This is a genomic window from Nonomuraea sp. NPDC050451 (assembly GCF_044458585.1).
Map to the genome: position 1 here is coordinate 606,649 of NZ_JBITHZ010000002.1, position 18,850 is coordinate 625,498.

18 protein-coding genes and 1 tRNA gene are annotated in these 18,850 nt (G+C 69.4%); 9 read left to right on the forward strand and 10 right to left on the reverse strand.

Annotated elements, in window-relative coordinates; translation table 11 throughout:
• Nucleotides 1–16: 16 nt before the first annotated feature.
• Entirely contained in the window at nt 17–1,417 is a 1,401-nt protein-coding gene (locus ACIBI9_RS08850) for a sugar porter family MFS transporter (RefSeq protein WP_397221363.1), read from the forward strand.
• A 10-nt stretch (nt 1,418–1,427) separates the two neighbouring features.
• Entirely contained in the window at nt 1,428–1,943 is a 516-nt protein-coding gene (gene mug / locus ACIBI9_RS08855) for a G/U mismatch-specific DNA glycosylase (RefSeq protein ID WP_397221364.1), read from the forward strand.
• Here mug and ACIBI9_RS08860 read toward each other — a convergent pair.
• Complete coding sequence (locus ACIBI9_RS08860) at nt 1,913–2,776, reverse strand: CAP domain-containing protein (RefSeq protein ID WP_397221366.1); 864 nt, start codon at nt 2,774–2,776, stop codon at nt 1,913–1,915. The two genes, mug and ACIBI9_RS08860, sit on opposite strands and share 31 nt — an antisense overlap.
• Before the next feature lie 877 nt (nt 2,777–3,653).
• On the opposite strand from ACIBI9_RS08860, the gene ACIBI9_RS08865 reads away from it, so the two are divergent.
• Nucleotides 3,654–3,728, forward strand: a tRNA-Met gene (locus ACIBI9_RS08865).
• A 706-nt stretch (nt 3,729–4,434) separates the two neighbouring features.
• On the opposite strand, the gene ACIBI9_RS08870 is transcribed toward ACIBI9_RS08865, so the two are convergent.
• Both ACIBI9_RS08870 and ACIBI9_RS08875 read right to left on the reverse strand, forming a co-directional pair.
• Nucleotides 4,435–5,685 carry a class I SAM-dependent RNA methyltransferase gene (locus ACIBI9_RS08870; protein WP_397221367.1) on the reverse strand — a complete coding sequence of 417 codons (1,251 nt, stop codon included), beginning with the start codon at nt 5,683–5,685 and terminating at the stop codon, nt 4,435–4,437.
• A gap of 9 nt (nt 5,686–5,694) precedes the next feature.
• Nucleotides 5,695–7,737 (reverse strand): APC family permease, encoded by a 2,043-nt coding sequence (locus ACIBI9_RS08875; RefSeq protein WP_397221368.1) that lies wholly within the window; start codon nt 7,735–7,737, stop codon nt 5,695–5,697.
• 102 nt (nt 7,738–7,839) lie between these two features.
• Between ACIBI9_RS08875 and ACIBI9_RS08880 the strand changes: the two genes are divergently transcribed.
• The 5 genes from ACIBI9_RS08880 to ACIBI9_RS08900 all read left to right on the forward strand — a co-directional run bounded on the left by ACIBI9_RS08880 (nt 7,840) and on the right by ACIBI9_RS08900 (nt 11,006).
• Complete coding sequence (locus ACIBI9_RS08880) at nt 7,840–8,505, forward strand: potassium channel family protein (RefSeq protein WP_397221369.1); 666 nt, start codon at nt 7,840–7,842, stop codon at nt 8,503–8,505.
• Nucleotides 8,505–9,164, forward strand: a complete 660-nt coding sequence (locus tag ACIBI9_RS08885; RefSeq protein ID WP_350722859.1) for a TrkA family potassium uptake protein — start codon at nt 8,505–8,507, stop codon at nt 9,162–9,164. Before ACIBI9_RS08880 ends, ACIBI9_RS08885 begins: the two co-directional genes overlap by 1 nt.
• A gap of 445 nt (nt 9,165–9,609) precedes the next feature.
• Entirely contained in the window at nt 9,610–10,302 is a 693-nt protein-coding gene (locus ACIBI9_RS08890; RefSeq protein ID WP_397221370.1) for a DUF433 domain-containing protein, read from the forward strand.
• The gene (locus tag ACIBI9_RS08895; RefSeq protein ID WP_397221371.1) at nt 10,283–10,558 is read left to right on the forward strand and encodes a hypothetical protein; all 276 of its coding nucleotides are present in this window, start codon (nt 10,283–10,285) and stop codon (nt 10,556–10,558) included. The genes ACIBI9_RS08890 and ACIBI9_RS08895 overlap by 20 nt, the downstream gene beginning before the upstream one ends.
• A gap of 283 nt (nt 10,559–10,841) precedes the next feature.
• The gene (locus ACIBI9_RS08900; RefSeq protein ID WP_397221372.1) at nt 10,842–11,006 is read left to right on the forward strand and encodes a hypothetical protein; all 165 of its coding nucleotides are present in this window, start codon (nt 10,842–10,844) and stop codon (nt 11,004–11,006) included.
• Between the two features lie 225 nt (nt 11,007–11,231).
• Here the strand turns inward: ACIBI9_RS08900 and ACIBI9_RS08905 are convergent, their stop codons facing one another.
• From ACIBI9_RS08905 to ACIBI9_RS08930, 6 genes are all read right to left on the reverse strand, one after another.
• Entirely contained in the window at nt 11,232–11,447 is a 216-nt protein-coding gene (locus ACIBI9_RS08905) for a hypothetical protein (protein WP_397221373.1), read from the reverse strand.
• A gap of 158 nt (nt 11,448–11,605) precedes the next feature.
• Nucleotides 11,606–12,277, reverse strand: coding sequence for a DUF3159 domain-containing protein (locus ACIBI9_RS08910; protein WP_397221374.1), 672 nt, complete (start codon nt 12,275–12,277; stop codon nt 11,606–11,608).
• Nucleotides 12,278–12,280: 3 nt separating this feature from the next.
• Nucleotides 12,281–12,667: an OB-fold nucleic acid binding domain-containing protein gene (locus ACIBI9_RS08915; RefSeq protein WP_090929309.1), complete on the reverse strand. Its 387-nt coding sequence runs from the start codon at nt 12,665–12,667 to the stop codon at nt 12,281–12,283.
• 39 nt (nt 12,668–12,706) lie between these two features.
• Nucleotides 12,707–13,345, reverse strand: coding sequence for a DUF3710 domain-containing protein (locus ACIBI9_RS08920; RefSeq protein ID WP_397221375.1), 639 nt, complete (start codon nt 13,343–13,345; stop codon nt 12,707–12,709).
• Nucleotides 13,346–13,391: 46 nt separating this feature from the next.
• Nucleotides 13,392–13,832, reverse strand: a complete 441-nt coding sequence (gene dut / locus ACIBI9_RS08925; protein ID WP_397221376.1) for a dUTP diphosphatase — start codon at nt 13,830–13,832, stop codon at nt 13,392–13,394.
• Nucleotides 13,833–14,065: 233 nt separating this feature from the next.
• Nucleotides 14,066–15,325, reverse strand: a complete 1,260-nt coding sequence (locus tag ACIBI9_RS08930; protein WP_397221377.1) for an AI-2E family transporter — start codon at nt 15,323–15,325, stop codon at nt 14,066–14,068.
• 154 nt (nt 15,326–15,479) lie between these two features.
• On the opposite strand from ACIBI9_RS08930, the gene ACIBI9_RS08935 reads away from it, so the two are divergent.
• The gene (locus ACIBI9_RS08935; RefSeq protein ID WP_397221378.1) at nt 15,480–17,633 is read left to right on the forward strand and encodes a DUF6351 family protein; all 2,154 of its coding nucleotides are present in this window, start codon (nt 15,480–15,482) and stop codon (nt 17,631–17,633) included.
• On the opposite strand, the gene ACIBI9_RS08940 is transcribed toward ACIBI9_RS08935, so the two are convergent.
• A complete protein-coding gene (locus tag ACIBI9_RS08940; RefSeq protein WP_397221379.1) occupies nt 17,611–18,843 on the reverse strand; it encodes an MFS transporter in 1,233 nt (410 codons plus the stop codon). The two genes, ACIBI9_RS08935 and ACIBI9_RS08940, sit on opposite strands and share 23 nt — an antisense overlap.
• Nucleotides 18,844–18,850: the final 7 nt, after the last annotated feature.

An 18,850-nucleotide genomic window follows, 5' to 3' on the forward strand; every position in this document is an offset into this window, starting at 1 on the left:
ACGGGGAAGGACCTGCATGGCAACCAAGTTCTCGCACCACGAGCACCTCGGTCACGTCGTCTTCATCACGGCGGCCGCGGCCATCGGGGGGTTCCTGTTCGGCTACGACAGCGCCGTCATCAACGGCGCCGTCGTCGGCATCCAGAAGTTCTTCCGCGTGGGGCCGGTCGAGATCGGGTTCGTGGTGGCCATCGCGCTGCTGGGGTCCGCCGTGGGGGCGTGGGCGGGCGGCGGGCTGGCCGACCGGCTGGGGCGCACCAGGACGATGCAGGTGGCGGCGCTGCTCTTCGCGGTCAGCTCGATCGGTCAGATGCTGCCGTTCGCCATCTGGGACCTCGCGTTCTGGCGCGTGATCGCGGGCTTCGCGATCGGCATGGCGTCGGTGATCGGGCCCGCGTACATCGCCGAGGTGGCACCGCCCGCCTACCGGGGACGGCTGGGCTCGTTCCAGCAGCTGGCGATCGTGCTCGGCATCGCGGTCTCGCAGCTCGTCAACTACGTGATCGCCCAGCTGGCCGGCGGCAACGTGAACAACCCCCTCTGGGGCCTGCAGGCGTGGCAGTGGATGCTGGGCGCCTGCGTCGTGCCCGCCGTGTTCTACCTGACGTTCGCGCTGGTCATCCCCGAGTCGCCGCGCTACCTGATCATGTCGGGGCGCACCAGGAGGGCCCGCGAGGTGCTGGCCGAGATCGAGCCCGAGGACGTGGACATCGAGGCCCACATCGCGGAGATCCAGCACGTGCTGCGCACCCAGCGGGTGCCGGGGCTGAAGGACCTGCGCGGGCCCGCGCTCGGGCTGCTGGCGATCGTCTGGATCGGGATCGGCCTGTCGGTCTTCCAGCAGTTCGTCGGCATCAACGTGATCTTCTACTACTCGTCCGTGCTGTGGCAGTCGGTCGGCATCGACCAGAGCGCCTCGCTGCTGATCAGCTTCTCCAGCTCGATCATCAACATCGTGGGCACGTTCATCGCGATCTCGCTGGTGGACAGGATCGGGCGCAAGCCGCTGCTCCTGATCGGCTCCGCGGGCATGGCGATCTCGCTGGCCACCGCGGCGTGGGCGTTCAGCGCGGCCAGGACGGTGGGGAAGACGGTCACGCTGCCGGACCCGCAGGGGCTGATCGCGCTCGTGGCGGCCAACGTGTTCGTGCTGTTCTTCGCCCTGTCCTGGGGCGTGGTGGTCTGGGTGCTGCTGGGCGAGATGTTCCCGAACCGCATCCGCGCCGCCGCCCTGGGCGTCTCCGCCGGGGCCCAGTGGATCGCGAACTGGGCGGTCACGGTGACGTTCCCGGCGATGGCGGCCTGGAACCTGCCCCTCACCTACGCCATGTACGCGCTCTTCGCGGTGCTGTCGTTCCTGTTCGTGACGAAGTGGGTGCGCGAGACCAAGGGCCGCAAACTCGAGGACATGGGCTAATCTTCGGCACGTGATTGACGACGTCCTGGTCCCCTCGCTCGACGTGCTGTTCTGCGGCATCAATCCCGGCCTCATGTCCGAGGCCACCGGCCACCACTTCGCCCGCCCCGGCAACCGCTTCTGGCCCGCGCTGCACCTGTCCGGCTTCACGCCGCGCCTGCTGGCCCCGACCGAGCAGCACCTCCTCCCCTCGTACGGCCTGGGCATCACGAACATCGTCGCCCGCCCGAGCGCCAAGGCCTCGGAGCTGACCAAGGAGGAACTGGTCGAGGGCGGCCTGGCCCTGGCCGCGAAGGTGGCGGCCGCGGCGCCGACGATCCTGGCTGTGCTCGGGATCTCGGCGTACCGCACGGCCTTCGTCCGCCCCAAGGCCCGCATCGGCCCCCAGGACGAGCTCGTCGGTGGGGCCAGGGTGTGGGTGCTGCCCAACCCGAGCGGGTTGAACGCCCACTGGACCCTGGCCACCATCGCCGACGAGATGGGAAGGCTGCGCGGTTACTTGGCCGCGAAGTCCTGGGTCCAGTAGATCCGGCCCTGGGAGTTCTTGGCCACGCCGACGCCGATCAGGTTGTACCGGCAGTTCATGATGTTGGCCCGGTGGCCCGCGCTGTTCATCCAGCCCTCGACCACGGAGGCCGGGGAGGGCTGGCCGAAGGCGATGTTCTCGGCAAAGGCCGTGCCTCCGCTGAAGCCGGCGGCCCGGATGCGGTCCATGAAGCTGCGGCCGTCCTTGGAGGTGTGGTCGAAGTAGCCCTGCTTCGCCATGTCGTCGGAGTGGCCGAACGCGGCGGCGCGGAGCTGCGGGTCGTGCTTGAGCGGCTGGCAGCCGCCCTTGGCCCGCTCGGCGTTGGTCAGTCTGAGGACCTCGTTCTCCTCGGCCGTGCCGACCGTCCCTCCGGACGACGGGGGCGGCGCGGTGGGCGTCGGGGTGGACGTGCCCGTGGGGCTGCCCGTGGGGGTGGGCGTCGGCGTGCTGTCAGGGGTGCAGTTCAGCCGGACGGCCCGGGACTTGGCGGTGCCGCCGCGATAGTCGGTCGCGACCGCGTAATAGGTGCCCGGCTTGCAGGCGAGTGTCAGGGTGATGCGGCCGTCCTTGGAGGCCCCGCTCTTGATGACGGGGTCGGGGCCCGGGACGGCGCGCTTGATGCGGATGCGCAGGAGTGCGGTGTCGTCGCAGCCACGGCGGGTGGCGAACGACTTGATCTTCAATGCGTTGGTGAGGCTGGGCTTGGCCACGTTCACGCGGCACGAAGCTGTCGCCTCGGCCGAGCTCTGCGCCGCGGCCTCGGCCGCACTGATCGGCGCGCAGAGCGCCGCCAGGCCGATGAGCCCGGCAAATACCCCAATGGGTCTACGCATAGGGGATTCCCTCCAGTTGCCATAGACGCTGGATGGCAAGGCATTCTGTCGGGAACGAGACCGACTTGTCACTAAATTGCGACATAAATCTCGAAACTCAGGTAAACCAGAGTGCCCCATGGGGCGTCAGTGCCCCCGCCGCCGCGGGCCCGAAACCCCTGCCTCACTGGGCTTTACGCGCCCATGGCCCCCGTGGAAGCCACCTGGAGATACGCGGGGGATCGCTTGGGGGTTCACGAAAAACCCGCGGCGCATTTTGCGCCGCGGGCTGAGGAGGGCCCGGCTCACCCGCGAGGCGGGCCGGGGTGACGGATGCAGGTCCACACACTCCACGCGGTGGGTCAGCGGGAGCACATCGAATCCGCGTTGACGCAGGTCAACGCCTCAGGATCAGTCCCCCGACGCGGCCGTGCGCTGCTGATGCGAAGCGCCTGTTGCACCAACCACGATGCCGCGGTGTGACGGCAGTCGTGCACATCGAGCCGTGGCACGCCGGCGCCGTTCTCGCTGGCCTCGTCGGGCCGTCTCGGTCGGATGAGCAGACCGGGTCCATCATGGCGTTCGTCGCCATGGCCGTGGCCATGTTCGTTCGGCAGGTCTCCAGCCCCAAGGCGGTCGGTGCTCCGCGCCAGCCTTCGCTGGTGGTCTCGCCCCGGAATGCCGGGTGTCGGGACTGCCCGAGATCCGGAGGACGGCATTGCCTGAGTCCGGTGTCTTACAACCAGCCAGGGACGCCTCAGGCGTCGCCTGGATTGGGCCCGCAGGGGCGTGTGCCAGGCCAAGGCCGCGCTCAAATGACCATCAGGCGCCCTGCGGACCGTCTCGGCGATAAAGGGGTGGAGTCCACCTCTTTACTGATGGGATAGTCGAGACGCACGCCTGCATAGCTCAGTCGGCGAGAGCGCCGCACTCATAATGCGGAGGTTCCCAGGTTCGAGTCCTGGTGCAGGTACGCGGGGAGGCGGGGCCTTCGGGTCTCCGAGTCGCTTCAACCGGCGCCGACAGGCGGCGGTGGAGGGGCGAAGCCGGGCAGACGTGTCCGCGTGGATCTCACCTGCTGCTTAGGGCCCGGCCTCGGACGACAGTCCCGGGCTGGGACACCTCGTACGGGGTCGGGTCGCCTTCGGGCAGGCCCCTTCAACCATTTCCGCGCGATGTGCCGGCCGCGTTCGAGGCCGGCCAGACGAGTTACACCGCCTCGACAGCCGTCCTGCCGTACGTGGAGTGGCGGGAGACGTGATGGCCCGCATGCTCCCGCTACAGCTGGTTTCCCAGTCGTTCCAAGCGGCTCACAAGAGCCGACGGGTTGCATGGTCCTCATGAGATCTCGTGTACGCCGGGCTGCGGCTCTGGCTCTTGTGGCTGTCACCGCCGTTCTCACCATCGGTATGGCGAGCGCTCCTGCTCAGGCCATGCCCCCAGGCGACGGCTGGTACCGCTGCTACATCCCGGACCACGGCTGGATGTGGTGCCTGGACGTGTAGGACCAGGACGGACGCCCCGCTCTTCCTTCGGGAGGAGCGGGGCGTCTGTGCGTTGTACAGACTTGGGAGCTTCACATCTCGGATGGGCCGCGGTAGCGGGGCGTTTCATGATCGTGCGTCATGATCTTGAGAATCCGGGCGACGCCCGGTCCCGCTGCTGGTCAGAGCCATGAGCTACTGCTTGACCAGCAGGGCCACGCACTCCACGTGGTGGGTCATCGGGAAGGCGTCGAAGGCCCGCAGGTCGGAGAGCGGGTAGCCGAGCTCGGCCAGCCAGGCCAGGTCCCGCGCCAGCGTGGCCGGGTCGCAGGAGACGTACACGATCCGCTGGGCGTCCAGCGAGGCGATCCGCTCGACCACCTCGCGCCCCAGCCCGGAACGGGGCGGGTCCACGACCACGAGGTCCGCACGCTCGATCTGGAAGCGGTCCAGCGCCTCCTCGACCCTCCCCCGCTCGACGCGAGCCTGCGGCAGGTCGCGGAGGTTGGCGCGGGCGTCGCGGACGGCGGCCGCCTCCGACTCCAGCCCGAACACCGCCCCCTCGGCCCCCACGGCCTCCGCCAGCCCGGCGGCGAACAGGCCCACCCCGCAATAGAGGTCGAGCGCCCACTCTCCCGGCTCCGGCGCCGCGTAGGCCAGCACCGCGTCCAGCAGCGTCTCGGCGGCGCCCGGGTGCACCTGCCAGAAGCCGCTGCCCGCCACCCGGAACCCGCGGTCGCCGACCTGCTCGTGCAGCACCCCGGAGCCGCGGCGCGGCACCGTGCGTCCCTTGCCCTGGTCGAGGAGGACCGAGGCGGGCGCGTCGAGCTCGGGCACGGTGACGCTGCGGCGCGGCCGCGGCGAGACGACCACGGCCCGGTCGCCGGCCGAGGACGCGATGACCTCGACGCCGGCCGCGCCCGGCCAGGCGCGCTGCTCCGCCCCGACCGCCTCCACCTCCGGGTGGGCGATCAGGCAGGCGTCCACGACCTCGATGTCGTGCGAACGGTGCCGGCGGAAGCCCAGCTCGCCGCCGGGCCGGGCGGCGAACTGGACGCGGGTGCGCCAGCCGAGCCCGTCCTTGGCGCCCGGCACCTCCTCCACCACGACCTCGCGTGACAGGCCCGCGAGCCGCTTCAGCTGCTCGGCCACGACCTGCGCCTTGAGCCGCCGCTGCGCCTCGAGCGTGGCGTGCTGCCAGTCGCAGCCGCCGCACCGCCCAGGGCCGGCGTACGGGCAGGGCGGGACGACGCGGTCGGGCGAGGGCTCCAGGATCTCCACGGCGTCGGCACGCAGGAACCTGGCGGTCTCCTCGGTGACGTCGGCGATCACCCGCTCGCCTGGCAAGGCGTGCCGTACGAACACCACGCGCCCTTCATGGCGCGCCACACACCAGCCGCCGTGCGCGACCGGACCTACCGTCAGCTCGAGAGATGCCTGTTCCACAGGGACACCCTATGCCCGAGCCTGCTCCCCATCTTTGGCGGTCTGCTCCCAGGGACGGCGCACCGCGCCCGGCGCGAACGGCTCCGGCCTGCCCTTGAGGCGGTCGGAGGAGTGCAGCTGCCAGGGCACGCTCGTCACCATGACCCCCGGCTTGAACAGCAGCCGCGCCTTCAGCCTGAGCGCGCTCTGGTTGTGCAGCGCGTGCTCCCACCAGTGGCCGACCACGTACTCGGGGATGAACACGGTCACCACGTCGCGCGGCGAGCGCCGCCGCAGGGTCTTGACGTAGTCGAGAATGGGCTGCGTGATCTCGCGGTACGGCGAGTCGAGCATCTTGAGCGGCACCGGGATGCCCCGACGCTCCCACTCGTCCTGCAGCTTGCGCGCGTCCTCGCCCTCGACGCCCACCGTGATGGCCTCCAGCGTGGACGGCCTGGTGGCGCGGGCGTAGGCCAGCGCGCGCATGGTCGGCTTGTGCAGCTTGGAGACGAGCACGATCGCGTGGTTGCGAGCGGGCAGCATGGCCGGCTCGTACTCCTCGCTGATCTCCAGCTCGGCCGCCACATTGTCGTAGTGGCGCCTGATGCCCTTCATCATGAGGAACAGGATCGGCATCGCGATGCACACGATCCACGCCCCGACCAGGAACTTCGTCAGCAGCACGACCACCAGCACGAGCCCCGTCATGATCCCGCCGAAGAAGTTGATCACGCGGGAGCGGTGCATCTGGTGGCGCACCTTGGGATCGGTCTCGGTCTTCAGGTGGCGGGTCCAGTGGATGACCATGCCGGTCTGGCTGAGCGTGAACGAGACGAAGACGCCGACGATGTAGAGGTTCAGCAGGCGGCTGACGTCGGCCTGGAACCCCCACAGCAGCAGGCACGCGCCGAGCGCGAGGATGATGATGCCGTTGGAGAAGGCCAGCCGGTCGCCTCGGGTGTGGAGCTGGCGCGGCAGGTAACGGTCCTGCGCCAGGATGGAGCCGAGCACCGGGAAGCCGTTGAAGGCCGTGTTGGCGGCCAGGAAGAGGATCAGGGCGGTCACCGCCGAGATCACCACGAACGGCAGCGACCCCCCGCCGAACACCGCGTCGGCGACCTGGGAGATGATCGGCTGCTGGTAGTAGCCGGCGCCGACGGGCGTGCCGTCGGGCAGGTGCAGGTCGGTGGCCACCACGGACGGCTCGGCGACCTTCACGCCCGACGCGAGGCCGAGCGCGATGATGCCGCCGAACATCGTGATCGCGACCAGGCCCATCATCAGCAGCGTGGTGGCGGCGTTCTTGCTCTTGGGCTTTCTGAAGGCGGGCACGCCGTTGCTGATGGCCTCGACACCCGTCAGGGCGGCGCAGCCGGAGGAGAACGCGCGCAGGATCAGGAACGCGGCGGCGAAGGTGGTCAGGTTGGTCTGCTCGGGCTCGATGGTGAAGTGGGCGCTCGGCGCCTCGAGCTGCTCACCCAGCACCAGCAGCCGGAACCCGCCCCAGGCGATCAGGCCCAGAACAGCGATCATGAACGCGTACGTGGGGACGGCGAAGGCGGCGCCGGACTCGCGGATGCCGCGCAGGTTGATCACCGTGAGGAGGATCACGATGGCGATGGCGATGGCGGGCCTGTGCTGGCCCACGAACGGAATTGTGGCGCCGACGTAATCGACGCCGTTGGCGACGGACACGGCGACCGTGAGCACGTAGTCGACCATGAGCGCGCTGGCGACGGTGAGCCCGGCGTTCTTGCCGAGGTTGGTGGTCGCGACCTCGTAGTCCCCGCCGCCGCTCGGATAGGCGTGCACGTTCTGCCGGTACGACGCCACGACGGTGAGCATCACGACCACGACGGCCATCGCGATCCAGGGACTGTAGGTGAAGAACGAGACTCCGGCCAACGACAGGATGACCAGAATCTCTTGGGGCGCATACGCCACAGAAGAGAGCGCGTCACTCGCGAAAACCGGCAGTGCTATCCGTTTTGGGAGGAGTTGCTCGTGAAGCTGCCCGCTACGCAGGGCGCGCCCCACGAGCAAGCGTTTGACAAGATCCGTTACCTTCGCCACGTAACGAGATGCTAGCCCTATGCCGAGGCCTTAAACGAGGCGCTCCCCCCTCGGGCCATACTGGTGTCCAGCAATGGGCCGACCGCGAAAGTGCGGGGGGAAATGCATATAGTGATCATGGGGTGTGGCCGGGTCGGTTCGACTCTCGCTCATATCCTCGAGGACAGCGGCCATTCCGTCGCCATCATCGACCGCGACCCGCAGGCGTTCCGGCGGCTTCGCGCCGGGTTCCGAGGGCGGCGGGTGACGGGCGTGGGCTTCGATCGCGACGTGCTCACCGAGGCCGGCATCGAGTCCGCCGCCGCGTATGTCGCGGTCTCCAGCGGCGACAACTCCAACATCATCTCCGCCCGCGTGGCCCGCGAGACGTTCGGCGTGGACAACGTGGTGGCCCGCATCTACGACCCCCGCCGCGCCGAGGTCTACCAGCGGCTCGGCATCCCCACGGTGGCGACCGTGCGGTGGACGGCCGACCAGATCCTGCGCCGCATCCTGCCCGAGGGCGCCGAGCCGCTCTGGCGCGACCCCACGGGCACGATCATCCTGGCCGAGGTCACCGCCCACTCCGAGTGGATCGGCACCCGCGTCGTCGACCTCGAGCACCGCGTCAAGACGCGCGTGGCCTTCATCAACCGCATGGGCGAGGCCCTGACCATCACGGAGGACACCGTGGTGCAGGAGGGCGACGTGCTCCACGTCATCGCCGCGGAGAACGACATGGACCGGATCAACAAGGTGCTCGCCGCGGCACCGGAAGAGGACGAGTGATGCGCGTCGCCATCGCCGGAGCGGGCGCCGTGGGCCGCTCCATCGCGGCCGAGCTCCTGGAGAACGGCCACGAGGTCCTGCTCATCGACGTGGACCCCCGGGCCATCAAGATCGACAGCGTGCCGCGCGCCGAATGGCTCCTCGCCGACGCCTGCGAGATCGCCTCCCTCGACGAGGCCGGGCTCAACAACTGCCACGTCGTGGTCGCCTCCTCCGGCGACGACAAGGTCAACCTGGTGGTCTCGCTGCTGGCCAAGACCGAGTACGGCGTGCCGCGCGTGGTGGCCCGCATCAACCACCCCAACAACGAGTGGCTCTTCAACGAGTCCTGGGGCGTCGACGTGGCCGTCTCGACCCCGCGCCTGCTGAGCGCCCTGGTGGAGGAGGCGGTCAGCGTCGGCGACCTCGTCCGCCTGATGACCTTCCGCCAGGGCCAGGCCAACCTCGTGGAGCTCACCCTGGCCGAGGACGCCCCGGTCGTGGGCCAGCGAGCCGGCTCGGTGCCGTGGCCGGTCGACTCGGCCCTGGTGGCGATCCTCCGGGAGGGCCGGGTTCTGGTTCCGACGGCGGACGACCCGCTGGAGGCGGGCGACGAGCTGCTGTTCGTCGCGAACCAGGAGGTGGAGCAGGAGCTCGCCCACCTCCTCTCCCAGCACTAGAGGCGGGTACGGGCCCGGGGCCGAAAAGCGAGGTCCTCGCCTTGGGGGCGCTTCGCGCCGTGCGAGCACTCGGGCCCTGCCTCCCAGGGGCTCCGCCCCTTCGACCCCGCAAAGGCACGGTCCTCCCATTGGGGCGCGCTTCGCGCGACAGGAGCTCGGGCTGCGTTGTGTGGGGGCAAACCCCCACACCCCCAGGCGGGGACCTGCCGGTCCCCGCGCCCCCGGACGCGACCCTGATTACCGTGGCGTAAAACTGTTGCGGCAGATGACGACGGTGACAGGAAGCAAACGGCATCTGGCCACCCGGGTTAGAAGGATGGCCTGATCCTCGGCCCGATCTTGACTCCGCCTGCTCTTGTGCCCCACGCCATCCGGAAGCTCAGGCTGCATGCCAACTCTCATTCAATGCAGGTGCGGCGAGGAGATCTTTGCGATGATGACTCCGATGCGAGTTCTCGATCGAGAAGAGGGAGGGGTGGAGCCGATGTCCTACAGTCCGAAGCTTGCGGCGGCGCTGTCGGGTGCCACACTTCGCCAACTCTCGCACTGGCGTAAGGCCAGCGCCGGCCGTGGAGCCGTACTCATTGCTGAGATCTCCGAGAGCCGCCCCATTCTCTACTCCTTCCGCGACCTGGTGGCACTGCGGACCTGCGTGAAACTGCGTAATGACACCTCGCTGCAGAAGATTCGGCGAGCTCTGGACACGCTTCGTGACGACCTGCGGGAGCGTGAGCACCTGTCGGCTTACCGCCTGGTGACCGATGGCTCCACGATCTATCTCGTGGAGCCCGGACAGGCGACCGACCTCGTGCATCGCAAGGCCCACGTGGTCATCCATGAGATGGTGGACGTCCTACGCCCGTTCTACCGGGATGGCCGGCACATTCCCGATCTACTTCGGCCTCGTGACCACGTCACCATTGATCCGGCCGTCAGGGGCGGAATCCCGGTGATCGAAGGCACCCGCGTGCCCTATGACGAGGTCGCAGCGTTGTTGCGCGACGGGGTGCCAGCCGAGGAGATCTCCAAGTACTACCCGAGCGTGACGGCCCCCGCGGCATTGGACGCGAAGGACTTCGCTGATTACGTCGACAGCTACGACCTCCCTAGGGAGCCGCGTGAGGCTGCTGCTGGATGAGAACGTCCCCAAGCCGCTCCACCAGGTCCTCACCACATTCATTCTGAACCATGAGATTGTGCATCTGCTCGATCTTGATGGCTGGTCTGGAACCCGCGATGAGACGCTCTACCCCCGGGCTGCGGCTGACGGGTTTGATGCGATCCTGACCAACGACGGGCGGCAGATGCAGCGTCCCCGAGAGGTCGCGGCCATCGCCGCCTCGGGATACATCGGGTCGAGTACTCCCACAAGCACCCAGGTCTGGTCGGGATAGGCATCGCGATCGCGACCGTTGCGGCCGGTCTGCCTGGTGCGCTGACCTTGCTGGAGGAGTCTGATGGTCAGCGGTTGGTCACCTTGCGTGGGATCGATCCGACCGCGGCCAGTCGCCTACATCTCATCGATCCAGCCAAGACGCCGCCGAAGTTCTGGCCCTCGCTTCAGTGAAATGTCGCTTGCCAGGGTGAAGGTCACCTGGTCGTGTAGTCGATCATAGTGATCTCCCTTGTCGGAACCGGCGCTCAGTCGCCGGTCACATAGGCGACGCACTGCTCGTGGTGAGCGAACTGGTCGCCAACGCCGTCCTGCACACCGTCTCGGGGCTGGCGGGCGGGCTGATCACGGTGGCCGTCCGGGAGATCGGTGAGGCTACTGCGCGTATCGATGTGATTGACCGGGGCGCACTGACCGTCCCCCGGATGCGCGAACCCAACGGTACCTAGTGCTCTGGGCGAGGACTGCGGCTCATCGGAGGAACTACGTTCCGCTGGGGCGTAAACAATGACGTCGCGTAAGACCCTGGCGCACGCCTACGTCGACAGGATCGATCCGGAGGTCTTTACCGGTGTGCCGTGTGTGCCGAGAGGTGACCATGGGGCAACCCAGCCGATGACGAAAGACCCCTCGCCACAGGGAGCGAGAGGTCTTTTCCGGAGCGGAACCGGCGCTCAGTCGAAGGTCATGCGGAGGCGCGGGTCGTCCGGGTCGACGCAGCTTGCGGTGATCTTCATGGGCAGCACGATGAAGCCCGTCTCCAGGAACTCCATGTAGCGTTCGCACAGAGCCTCTTCCGGCCCCTTCCAGTCGTCGGCGACCGCCGGCGCGGATGACAGGAGCAGGGCTGCGACGGTCGTGGCCAGGGCGGTGACGGCGCGTGTGTGCATCGGGGCCCCCGATTGGCTCGAAGTGATCGTTCGCCAGCCTTCGTACCCGCACAAGTGGATCAGCTCGTCAAGGGAACGATCCGGAGATCTTTACCGAGGCGCGCGCACGCCGAGCAGGGGTGTGCGGCTCGGCCGGATGGGCGGCCGAGCCGCAGGAGTCAGGCCGGGGCGACCGGGGGCTTGATCGGGGTGCGGCCGCGGCCCAGGACCCAGAGCATGGCGCCGAGGGCGGCCACCTGGAGCGGCCAGCCCATGGCGATCTTGGCGACGCCGAGGGCGGCGACCGCCTCGTTGCCGCCGCCGAACCAGTAGACCGGCCCCTGCACGGCCACCCGGACAGCGCACGGCAGCAGGAGCAGCCAGGTCAGCCGGGTGCACAGCTTCACGATGCCCGCGTCCTTGTGCCAGGCGGTCGGGTCGCCCGTGACCGAGCCGATCAGGAAGCCCACCACCGGCCACCGGGTGACGATGGACAGCAGCATCGCCACCATGTAGCCGGCGTTCCACAGGATGCCGGGCAGGAAGTAGTCCTTCGCGTCGCCGGTGCGGCTGGCGAAGAACGCGCCGATCGCGATGCCGATCAGGCTGTTGATCACGAACTGCGGCGTGGACCGCTGCACGATCCTCACCAGCAGCAGCACCACCGAGAGCGAGACGCTGACGATGAGCGACAGCTTCAGCTCCTCGCTGGTGACCCAGCACAGCGTGAACGCGATCGTCGGGATCGCCGCCTCGATGATGCCGCGCACTCCGCCGAACGCCTTGGCGAGCTGGGCTCGCACCGCCGCCTCAACGGTGTCGTGGGCGACCTCTTCCGCCTCAGCACTCACGTGTCAACTCCCTGGGCGCAGCTCGTAACGCGGATTGAACATCACCTTGCGTCCGTCCTGCATGCTGACCAGGCCCTCGGCCTTGACCGTGCGGCCCGGCTCGATGCCCGCGATCTTGCGGCGGCCGAGCCAGACCAGGTCGATCACGTCGGACCCGTCGTAGAGCTCGGCCTCGAGGGCGGGGGCACCGCCCCTCGGACGGAGTGTCACCGTACGTAGCGTACCCGCCACGCAGAAGCGCCGGCGGCCGCCACACGACACGATGGGGGTCGCACCCACCTCGTCGGCGTCTTCTCGCAGTTCCTGGGCCTCGATCTCGGACTGGGGTGAGGCCAGCCGACTAAAGAAGCCGCGCAATCCCCCGCGTTTCGGAGGCTCTGCCGTACTCATGATGAATCAGCCTATGTGATGTCGGCGCGATGTCAGCCCTCAGCGAATCTCGCTGATTTCGGGTCCCCGTTTGAACGGGTTGAGCCCGGGCCGCTCGTCCGCCTTGTCGCCTGCTTGTTCGTTGGGGCGGCGCAGCGGGATGGGCTCCTCGCGGGCCATCGGCTCGCTGCCCCGGACCACCACGACGTCCTTGACGAAGTCGATGTACGCCGCCGCGAGGGCCTCGTCGAGCGCCGCCTTGCCGGAGATCACCGCGAGCAGGAACCAGCGGGGCCCGTCGATGCCGAGATATCGGGCGGGACGGGAGCCGTCGTCGACCTTCATCTCGCCCTTCAGCTCTCTGCCGAACGGGCCCTCCCGCTCCTCCAGATGCTGTGCCTGGGCCAGGATCTTGGTCTTGACCTCGTCCCACAGGCCCGAGCTGCGCGGTGCGGCCAGGGCCTGGAGCTGCAGCGAGCTCTCCTCGTAGAGGACGACGACACCGACGTGCTGGTCTCCGACGGAGGCCAGCCGGACGTCGAAGTCGGGATTGTGCGGCAGCCGCAGGCCGCCCAGGTCGATCCTGTCGGTCTCCGGGTGGGGCTCGTCGGCGTCCCACGGGCCGGCCTCTCGTACAGGGGCGGCAGACTCCTGCTCGGCCACCTGGTCCGGCTGCTCACGACGACGACGTCGGAACACGTTCCTCACTCTCCTCGCTCGCGGGGCCGTCAGCGCGGCCCATTGGTCATCGTCCTGTCGATCCGAACCCGTTGGCGCCACGCACCGAACCGGGCAGGCCCTCCACCTCGTAGAAGGCCGCGCGCTCGACCCGCTGGACCACGAGCTGGGCCACCCGGTCGCCCCGCTGGAGGCGGAACGGCTCCTTGGCGTCGGTATTGATCAGGGTCACCCTGATCTCGCCGCGGTAGCCCGCGTCGACCGTGCCCGGGGCGTTGACCAGCGTGACGCCGTGCTTGGCGGCCAGCCCGGACCTCGGGTGGACGAACGCGGCGTAGCCGTCGGGCAGGGCGATCGCGACGCCCGTCCCGACGACGGCCCGCTCGCCGGGCAGCAGCTCGACGTCCTCGGCCGCGTAGAGGTCGGCGCCCGCGTCTCCCGCGTGGGCGTAGGACGGCATCGGCAGCCCGGCGTCGAGCCGCTGGATGAGGACCTCTACGTTGCTCAAGGGTTCACCTCGTAGTCCTGGTGTTCTGTACGGTGGCGTGCTTGGCGAAGTGTCCCATGCTCACCTCGACGAACAACGCCGCCGCGCGGACGGGCGGCCGGACCGTCGGGGGCCGTTTCGCCCCTCAGCCTCAAGGTACGCCTTCCCGCCCGCGATGCCGTCGCACCGGGCGCGCGAGTGGAGTGTCGTGCCCGAGGGAGCGGAGAGGAGACAGGGGGTCACGGCTGACGAGGTTACTCGGTGTCGACCCGCCGGCCGTTCTCGCCCTTGCTCCCGGGCTCGGCGCCTCTGCCGCCGGGCTCAGCGCCGCGCGGTCCGGACACGTCGTCGCGGGGAGCGGCTCCCTCGCCGCGCGGACGGGGGACCTCGCCGGGCCCTCCCCCGGCGTCCCCTCTGGGCCCCTTGTCCTCGCCGGGGCCGTGGCTGGGCGGTGGCAGGGCGGGCGGTTGGTGTCTCAGCTCGGGCAGCGCCCGGTAGATCACCGCGGCCACCGGCACGGCGACGGCGGCCCCCGCGATGCCGGCCAGGATGCCGCCGATGGCCAGGACCAGGATGATCGCCAGCGGATGGAAGTTGAGCGCGCGGCCCACGATCAGCGGCTGGAGCACGTGATTTTCCAGCTGCTGCTCGACGATGAGGATCCCGAGGAAGATCAGCGCGTAGACGAGCCCCTTGGCGCCCAGCGTGACGAGGGTGGCGACCGTGCCGGCGAAGAAGATGCCGACGATGGGGATGAAGCTGGCGAAGAAGATCAGCACGGCCAGCGGCGCCCACAGCGGCACGCCCATGCCCGCCAGCACGATGCCCATGATCAGCCCGTGCACGGCGGCCACGGCCACGGTGCCCTGCACGTAGTGGGAGAGCGTGGCCCAGGCGGCCCGCCCGGCCCGGTCAACGCGCGGCGCGACGGTGCCGAACCCCCGCAGGACCCACGCCCAGATGCGGTCGCCGTCCTTGAGCAGGAAGAACGTCACGAACAGCAGCAGCACGATGGACGCGAGCACCTCGAAGGCGACCGCGCCTGCCGACAGCACGGTGCCGGTGATGGCCGTGCGCTGCGTGTTGACCATGGTGGCGATCTCGTCGACGTAGCTCGTGATCTGCGCCTCTTTGAGGTGCAGGGGGCCGGTGATCAGCCAGTCCTGCACCGATCGGGCCGTCGCCTGCACCTGCTGGACGAGGTTGGGGAACTCGTCGCTGGCCCGCGCGCCCACCAGCCACCCGGTGCCGACGAGGATGGCCAGGGCCACCAGCATGGTGATCCAGGTGGCGTAGATGGGCCGCATGCCCGCCTGGCGCAGGCTGTTGGTCAGCGGGAACAGCAGCGCGGTGAGCAGCAGCGCGATCGCCACGGGCAGCGCCACGAACGTGAGCCGGGCGATGACGAGGGCGAAGAAGTAGACCACCACGCCGACGAGGATCAGGCACGCGCACCACGCGGCCATCTTGGCCAGCACGGGCGGCACGAGCTTGGTTGGGCGATCGGGCAACACGTGTTCAAGACTGGCACGTCCGCGGCCCGGATGCGCGCCCATAAATCATGGGGCGGCTGACAACAGAGCAACGCGAAGGCAGCGGAACCAGCACAAGCCCCCTCCCCAAGGTCGGGCCTGTGCAAGAAGTGGACGGCGTGTCACCGTCGTGGTCATGAAGGCTGTGGTGGTCCTCACCGTGCTCGCGTCGCTCTTACCCGCCCCCGCGTACGCCTCCCGCGCCGATCTGGCGCTGGACGTGCTCTCCAGCCGCCCCGGCCAGGTGACCGGCGGTGACGCCCTGCTCAGGGTCCGCCACCGCGAGGGCACGCGGCTGCGCGTCACGCGCGACGGCGAGGACGTCACGGCGGCCTTCAAACAGACCAAGGACGGCCTCACGGCCCTGGTCACCGGCCTGAAGACGGGCGCCAACACGATCGTCGCGACGGCGGGCCGGGAGCGGCGGACGCTGACGTTACGCAACCACCCCATCGAGGGCCCGGTCTTCTCGGGACCGCACCAGTACCCGTTCCTGTGCAAGACCGAGCGCAGCGGCCTCGGCCCGCCAGCGGTGGACAACCAGGACGGCCAGGGCATGCGCGTCGCGGGCGGCTGGAGCAGGGACTGCTTCGCGCCGGCCGTCACCGACCGCCTCTACCGGTCCACGGACGGCACGTTCAAGCCCCTGCCGACGAGCGGACCTGATGGGCGGCCCGCCGACATGGCCACGACCACGCTGCTGGACGGCCGCACCGTCGACTTCGTGGTACGCAGGGAGCGCGGCGTGATCAACCGCTTCCTCTACTCCATCGCCATGGTCGAGGACGGCTGGACCGGGCGGGCGGTCTACCGGTTCGACGGCGGCGTGGGCATCGGCCACGACCAGGGCACGCTCGGCGGCAACGCCCTCGACCCGTACGGGCTGGGCAAGGGCTACGCGATCATGTACTCGTCGGGCACCCGCACCTCCACCCACTACAACCTGATCCTGGGCGGCGAGACGGCCCTCATGGTCAAGGAGCGCTTCATCGAGCAGTACGGCGTCCCGCTCTACACGGTGGGCGTGGGCGCCTCGGGCGGCGCCATCCAGCAGTACCTCTACGGCCAGAACCTGGGCGACCGGCTGATCGACGCCGCGATCCCGCAGTACTCCTATCCGGACATGGTCACCCAGACCATCCACGTGGGCGACTGCGAGCTGCTCGAACGCTACATGGACCACAACCCGCGCTGGGCCCGCTGGGACGACAGGACGGCCCTCATCGGCATGAACGCCGACGACACGGTCGCGAACCCGTACACCGGCAAACCGGGCTCCGACGAGTGCGTCAACGGCTGGCGCGGCCTGACCCCGCTGACCATGAACCCGCTGTGGACCTCGAACAACGACCCCGAGTGGCAGCGCATGGACCCGCCGGGCGTCAAGGACACCGTCCAGTGGACGCACTGGGACGACGTGCGCAATGTCTACGGCGTGGACGAGCACGGGTACGCCCGCTCGACCTGGGACAACGTGGGCGTCCAGTACGGGCTGAAGGCGCTGGCCGACGGCGTGATCACCCCGGCCGAGTTCCTGGACGTCAACGCGAAGGCGGGCTCGTGGAAGGAGGCGGCGGACATGGTCCAGGAGGGCTGCCCGTTCGTCCAGTCCGCCTGCCCGGCCGACTTCGACCCCTGGAGCGCCCGCAACATCAACCTGGGCGACCCGGCGCCGAGGCGCACGGGAGACCCGATCGCGATCAGGAACGTGCAGCGCAGCGGCCTGGTGTTCAGGGGCGACATCGACATCCCGATCATCGACTGGCGGCACTACCTGGAGGACCGGCTCGACATGCACAACTCGCACCAGTCGTTCGCCTCCAGGCAGCGGATGCTCGATCACGACGGCCGGGCGGGCAATCAGGTCATCTGGTTCACGGACGCGCGGCCTGACGGGCCGAAGTTCGACCAGACGCCGCAGGCGCTGGAGACGATGGACACCTGGCTGGCCAACATCCGGAAATATCCGGCGCGCGGCGTGGTCGGCAACAAGCCGCCCGAGGCCGTGGACCGCTGCTTCGCCACCGACGGCACGCGGATCGCCGCGGGCCCGCACGTCTGGGACGGCATCCTCGACCGCCGCTCCCCCGGCGCCTGCACGCAGCGCTTCCCGCTCTACTCGACGAGCCGCGTGGTGGCGGGCGGCCCGCTGGAGGGCGGCGTCTACAAGTGCCGCCTCCAGCCGGTCGATCGGGCCGTCGCGAGAGGCCTGTACGGCTCCTGGCACCCGACCGAGGAGGAGCGGGCCAGGCTGAAGCAGATCTTCCCTACCGGAGTGTGCGACTACTGACGGGCAGCTCGCGCATCGAGCGCAGGGGCGAGGTGACCAGCGGCAGGAACGCCAGGCAGGCCCCGGCGGCGGCGACCAGGAGCGTGTTCCGCACGCCGATCGCCCCGCCCAGCGCGCCGCCGATCAGCCCGCCCAGCGGCAGCGTGCCCCACACGAGGAAGCGCATGGTGGCGTTCACCCGCCCCAGCAGCGGCTCGGGCGTGATGCCCTGGCGGAAGCTGAGCTGCGTGACGTTGTAGATCACCACCCCCGCCCCGACGCAGAACTCGTAGGCCACGAACAGCCCCAGCCGCCAGTCGGCCGCCATCCACGGCAGCACGAACGTCAGCGGCGCGGGCACGGCTATGCCCAGCCACATCGCCGGCCCCTGCCCGAGCCGCCTGACGACCCGGGCGTTGACCAGCGCGCCGACGATCCCGCCGAGGCCGCCCGAGGCCATGAGCAGCCCGATGGCGCCCGCGTCCAGGCCGAGCTCCCTGGCCAGGAGCAGCAGGACCATGGGCTGGGCCACGGAGACGAAGAAGTTCGCGGTGGCGGTGCAGGCGGCGATGCGGCGCAGCAGCCGGTGCCCGAGCACGAATCGCACGCCTTCGGCGATCTCCTTGCCCAGGTGGGCCCTGCCGGGCTCCTGGCGGGGCTCGTGCCTGCGAATCGTCCCCAGGCACAGCGCCGACCAGGCGAACCCGGCCACCGTGGTGACCAGCGCGAACGGCGCGGTGAGGAGGTGGATCAGGTAGCCGCCCCCGCTCGGCCCGCCGACGTGGGCCACCGTACGCACGATCTCCAGCGTGGAGTTGCCCTCGACGAGCCGCTCGCGCTCGACCAGGTGGGGCAGGTAGCTCTGGTACGCGACGTCGAAGAACACGGTGAACACGCCCAGCACCAGCGCCACCGCGTACAGCTGGTGGATCGCCAGCACGTCCAGCCACCACGCGACCGGCACGGACGCGAGCGCCAGCGCCCTCGCCCAATCGCTGACCACCATGACCACGCGCTTGCGCAGCCGGTCGACGAGGGCGCCGGCGGGGAGCCCGATCACCACGAATGCCAGCGTCTGGCACGCCGCCAGCAGGCCCACCTCGAACTCCGAGGCGCGCAGCGCCGACACGGCCACCAGCGGCAGGGCCAGCACCAGGAGCTGACTGCCCGCCTGGCTGGCGACGTCGGCGAGGAACAACCGGCGGAAGTCGTGATCGCGTAACAGGCTCACCCGTCAG